Annotated in this window: 5 protein-coding genes; 1 reads left to right on the forward strand and 4 read right to left on the reverse strand. The window is 49.9% G+C overall.

What is annotated here, in order from left to right:
* Positions 1–231: 231 nt before the first annotated feature.
* From BMZ51_RS23250 to BMZ51_RS23265, 4 genes are read right to left on the reverse strand one after another with little or no spacing between them, the layout of a single operon-like run.
* Positions 232–1290, reverse strand: a complete 1059-nt coding sequence (locus BMZ51_RS23250) for a ferredoxin--NADP reductase (RefSeq protein ID WP_068009950.1) — start codon at positions 1288–1290, stop codon at positions 232–234.
* Positions 1287–2447: an aromatic ring-hydroxylating oxygenase subunit alpha gene (locus BMZ51_RS23255; RefSeq protein WP_082825721.1), complete on the reverse strand. Its 1161-nt coding sequence runs from the start codon at positions 2445–2447 to the stop codon at positions 1287–1289. Before BMZ51_RS23255 ends, BMZ51_RS23250 begins: the two co-directional genes overlap by 4 nt.
* Positions 2434–2739 (reverse strand): hypothetical protein, encoded by a 306-nt coding sequence (locus tag BMZ51_RS23260; protein ID WP_068009945.1) that lies wholly within the window; start codon positions 2737–2739, stop codon positions 2434–2436. The genes BMZ51_RS23255 and BMZ51_RS23260 overlap by 14 nt, the downstream gene beginning before the upstream one ends.
* The gene (locus BMZ51_RS23265) at positions 2714–3322 is read right to left on the reverse strand and encodes a TetR/AcrR family transcriptional regulator (RefSeq protein ID WP_068009949.1); all 609 of its coding nucleotides are present in this window, start codon (positions 3320–3322) and stop codon (positions 2714–2716) included. Before BMZ51_RS23265 ends, BMZ51_RS23260 begins: the two co-directional genes overlap by 26 nt.
* A 230-nt stretch (positions 3323–3552) precedes the next feature.
* Between BMZ51_RS23265 and BMZ51_RS23270 the strand changes: the two genes are divergently transcribed.
* On the forward strand, positions 3553–3839 hold a 287-nt coding region (locus BMZ51_RS23270; protein ID WP_139201469.1), incomplete at its 3' end, for a DDE-type integrase/transposase/recombinase.

Genomic DNA, 3839 nt, shown 5'->3' on the forward strand with positions numbered 1-3839 from the left:
GAGGTTTCCTTTATCAACCGTCTGTTTGGAATTCACGCCTAAATTGCGCATGGGGAAGGCTATTTGTGTCTTCACTCAACAGATGCAACAGAGCCAAATAAAGTTTCATCGTGACAGAGCCGTGCGAAGTGTTCCTCTATCTGATGAACACCGTTTTAGACCAGATCATCACATCCCGTTGCCAGCTTGGGTATGAGAAAAGCTTCTTCGCCAAACTGTTCGGGTCTTGAACTACTTTAAGCTGATTGATAGTTCTGAAGTTTTTGCGTAGGATTGGCAGGTCAGAATTGCCCCCTTGGCGACTTCAGAATCTTCCAAAGCCATTCTTGCCTTCATGTTCACCGCACCGCTCTTGATCTGCGCTCGGCATGCACCGCAGATTCCTGACTGGCAGGAGTAAGGTGGCTCCATGCCCGATGCCCGGATAGCATTCATAATCGACTGCCCTTTAGCAACTTCCAGCTCGACGGCCTCGCCGTAATAGTCAAGCTTCAGCAGAGCGGGCACGCTGGACACCTCTTTCGGCGTCACAAGGTTCCCGCCAAAACTCTCCGCATGGATACGATCTGTCGGAACATCGCAGTCTTGAAGAACCTCGCGCACATCTGCGTTCATGGTGCCGGGACCGCAAATAAAGTATTGCGTATCCTGAGCAACTGGGCGGCATTCAGACAAATACTCCAAGGCCACATCTTTGGTTATCCGGCCAGATTTCCATGGTGAGAACATAGACCAAATGGATGGTTTGGACAGAATATGTCTGACTTCCAACTGAGACGAGAAGCGCTCTGCCAATTGTTCCAGTTGTTCCTTAAAGATGATGTCATCAGCTGTCCGGTTCGCATAGAGCAAGAACAGTTTTGAACGTGGTTCTCTTTCCAATGCAGCTTCAATCATTGCGACAGCCGGTGTAATCCCACTGCCACCGGCAAAGAAGTAGAGCGTTCTTTGCTGCTCTTTCAGAGGCTCAAGCGTGAAACCTCCGAAGGGTGGCATCACATTTAGCTGCTGACCTGCCTTCACCTTTGAGCAAAGGTACCTCGAGACAATGCCATCTGGATTGGATTTGACCGTGATCTGTAACGCGTTGCAGTAACCGGGGGCCGCTGAAATCGTGAAGGGACGACGCACTTTCTCGCAATTTACATCCAGCTCAAAGGTGATGTGTTGTCCTGGCTTCCAGAAAAACTCCTCCTTCAGCTCTGCAGGGACGTCAAACCTGATGGTTTTCGCATGCTTTGTTTCAGTGAAAACCTCTGAAACCCTCAGTGAATAAACAATATTTCTCACGGTTTGCGCTCCATCCATTCAGCCACGACACGCTGATGATCTCGAACGGGCTTTTCGCCGTACTTGGAGGATGGGCCGTGTTCGAAGAACGGACTCTGCAGGGACTTCTGCTGCTGTTCGCAGGCGTAGATATCTTCTTGCATAAAGTCGCCAGACGACATCGGATCTACTTTTGGGTCTTCGTTGTATTTGGCACCCAAATGTTTATCCCAGAAGGAGGCTGATGCCATGGCCGCTTTCGTGAAGGCCCAACTGGATTCATTTGCCACACGGGTCCGTATCTCAACCATGGATCTGTCCGGAGCAATTGGCGTTATATGGAAGGTGGACCATGAATTCTCAGCTTCACCCAATCCAATCCCCGGAAACAGCATTGGTACCCAGGTTCCCATCTTGTCTTTCTGGATGCCCGGAATGAGCGGCATTGGTGTGACCTTCTCCACTTCAGCCGCGTAGAAGTCAGCAAGAGGCTCCCAAAAGGCGAAGTGCGGGCCGATGAATTCGCACTCAATCTTTGAGTGGTCATACATGTTGAGCGTATGAGAATGCAGGTGTGCCAGATGATATCCGTCGATGTAGTTCTCGACGATGATCTTCCAGTTGGCTTTGATCTCGTGCTTTGAGTAGCCCTCTTCCGTCTCAATTAATCCAGCTGGATCATAAGGCGCAAGGTATGGCTCTACCTCTCCAAACCAATTGATGATGGATGGAGCGTTTTCATCTGGGTGCACCCAGAGCATTCCGCGCCAGATATCGACAGATGCTTTTTTCAAACCATTGCAGGACAGATCGATACCTGGGAACTCTTTTTCCTGTTCCGGGACAGAAATCAGGTTGCCTTCAAGGTCATAAGTCCAGTCATGATAAGGGCATGTGATCGCCTTATGCGTTTTGCCTTCAGCCCGCAGAAGCTGGGTGCCTCTGTGGCGGCAGATGTTGTGAAACGCACGCAAGCGATGATCACGACCCATTACGATGAAGATATTGTTCAAACCAGCCTGAACGGAGATGTATTGGCCAGGTTCAGTGATGTCCTCCTGAAAGCCTGAGAGTGACCAGGTTTGGGAGAAAATTTGGGCCTGTTCTCGATCAAACCATTCTTGCGAGGTGTAAGCCTCTTTGGGGAGAACGGGCATACCGTTGCTATGAGTAGACATGGGGAACGCCTCCTAGCTTCATTATTAGATCTGCGAGGATGAGGTAGAGCGAAAGCGTCGCCCACAAGATGATCGTGATCCAGAACAGAAACGGGTTATCACCACGAGTGAGAGTTTCGACAACATAGACGGATTGGCTCCGCCACGCTCTAACTGTCCAGAGGAGGAAAAGTGCACCCCAGACCCACTGCCAGCCATAGTAAAGCGAGGCAGCAATCAGGATCAGAGCAAATATGGTTCGCCACTTGCCGTAGCTGATTATTGTTCTAAGGAGCTCTTTGAGTACCTGCATTATCTTCCAAGAACCTCAGCAGCAGCAATGCTGCATTTTTTGCATAACGCCTCCACGCGAGTGGCGGCTTGAGAGGAGCCAAGGAATCAACGTTGAAGTAGAGTGCCACGATCCCATGGGCAACGGCTTCAGCAGCTTCACTCTCCACTTCAGGAAAGTCTCGTTTAATTGCCTCAACGACAACTGCTGTAAAATCACCAACCCATTTCAGAAGCGCTTCTGCCTCAGCAGGAAACCTGTCTGCTGCTGCAACAATGGATTGGAACACCATCATCTCAGCTGGATCAGAGCGGCCGTGATCATCAAACAGATGATCAACGGCAGTATAGGAACCACGTTTTGCTGGCAATGCGTTTGCGAACATTGTCGTCAACTCACCAAAGCCTGACAGAACATGGGTTACAACAGCGTTTATTATTTCTTCCCGATTACCGGCGTGGTGCCTGATAAGCGGTCGTTTCAATCCGGTTTCGTCAGCAATGCGTTCCAGCGTCACGCCTTCCAAACCATATTGAGCAACGCATTTTGCAGCAGCTTCAACAATTTCATTCAGTCTGGCGGATTGTACACTTGGACGCGGCATGGGTATGTGCTTTCATTCATCGGGCACGAGTAGAGATAAGCTTCGATTAATTAACTGTCAAGAGTGACAGTTAATTAATCGAAGCTATCGAGACAAAAAAGGCGGCACGAGCTGGTGCTGTCACGTTAACCTGAGTTTGATCGCAAAAGCCTCCCTCCAGGCACAAATCAGGGCTCCGTTGCAACCTTGGGTCATCGGCTGCATGATCCCTCCGTTGTGGGGGATTTGCAATGTCAGAATTCAAGTTTCGTCAGTTCCAGGGAGAGATCATTCTTTGGGCTGTGAGCTGGTACTGTGAATATGGCATGAGCTACCGCGATCTTGAGGAAATGCTGAATGAGCGCGGCGTTGATGTTGACCACACCACCCTCTACCGCTGGGTTCAGCACGACGCGCTTGAGCTAGAAAAGCGTAGTTTGTGGTATCAAAATCGGCTGTCGTTCTCTTCGCGTGTCGACGAAACATATGTGAAGGTTAAGGGTCAATGGAAATATTTGTTTCGGGCCATCGATAAGCG

It is taken from the genome of Pseudovibrio axinellae, from assembly GCF_900110875.1.
Classification (GTDB): Bacteria; Pseudomonadota; Alphaproteobacteria; order Rhizobiales; family Stappiaceae; genus Pseudovibrio; species Pseudovibrio axinellae.

What these genes read in the sequence shown, in the direction of transcription:
- BMZ51_RS23260 (WP_068009945.1), bottom strand. Translation starts at nt 2,739, where the DNA reads ATGCAGGTACTCAAAGAGCTCCTTAGAACAATAATCAGCTACGGCAAG.
- BMZ51_RS23265 (WP_068009949.1), bottom strand. Translation starts at nt 3,322, where the DNA reads ATGCCGCGTCCAAGTGTACAATCCGCCAGACTGAATGAAATTGTTGAA.
- BMZ51_RS23255 (WP_082825721.1), bottom strand. Translation starts at nt 2,447, where the DNA reads ATGTCTACTCATAGCAACGGTATGCCCGTTCTCCCCAAAGAGGCTTAC.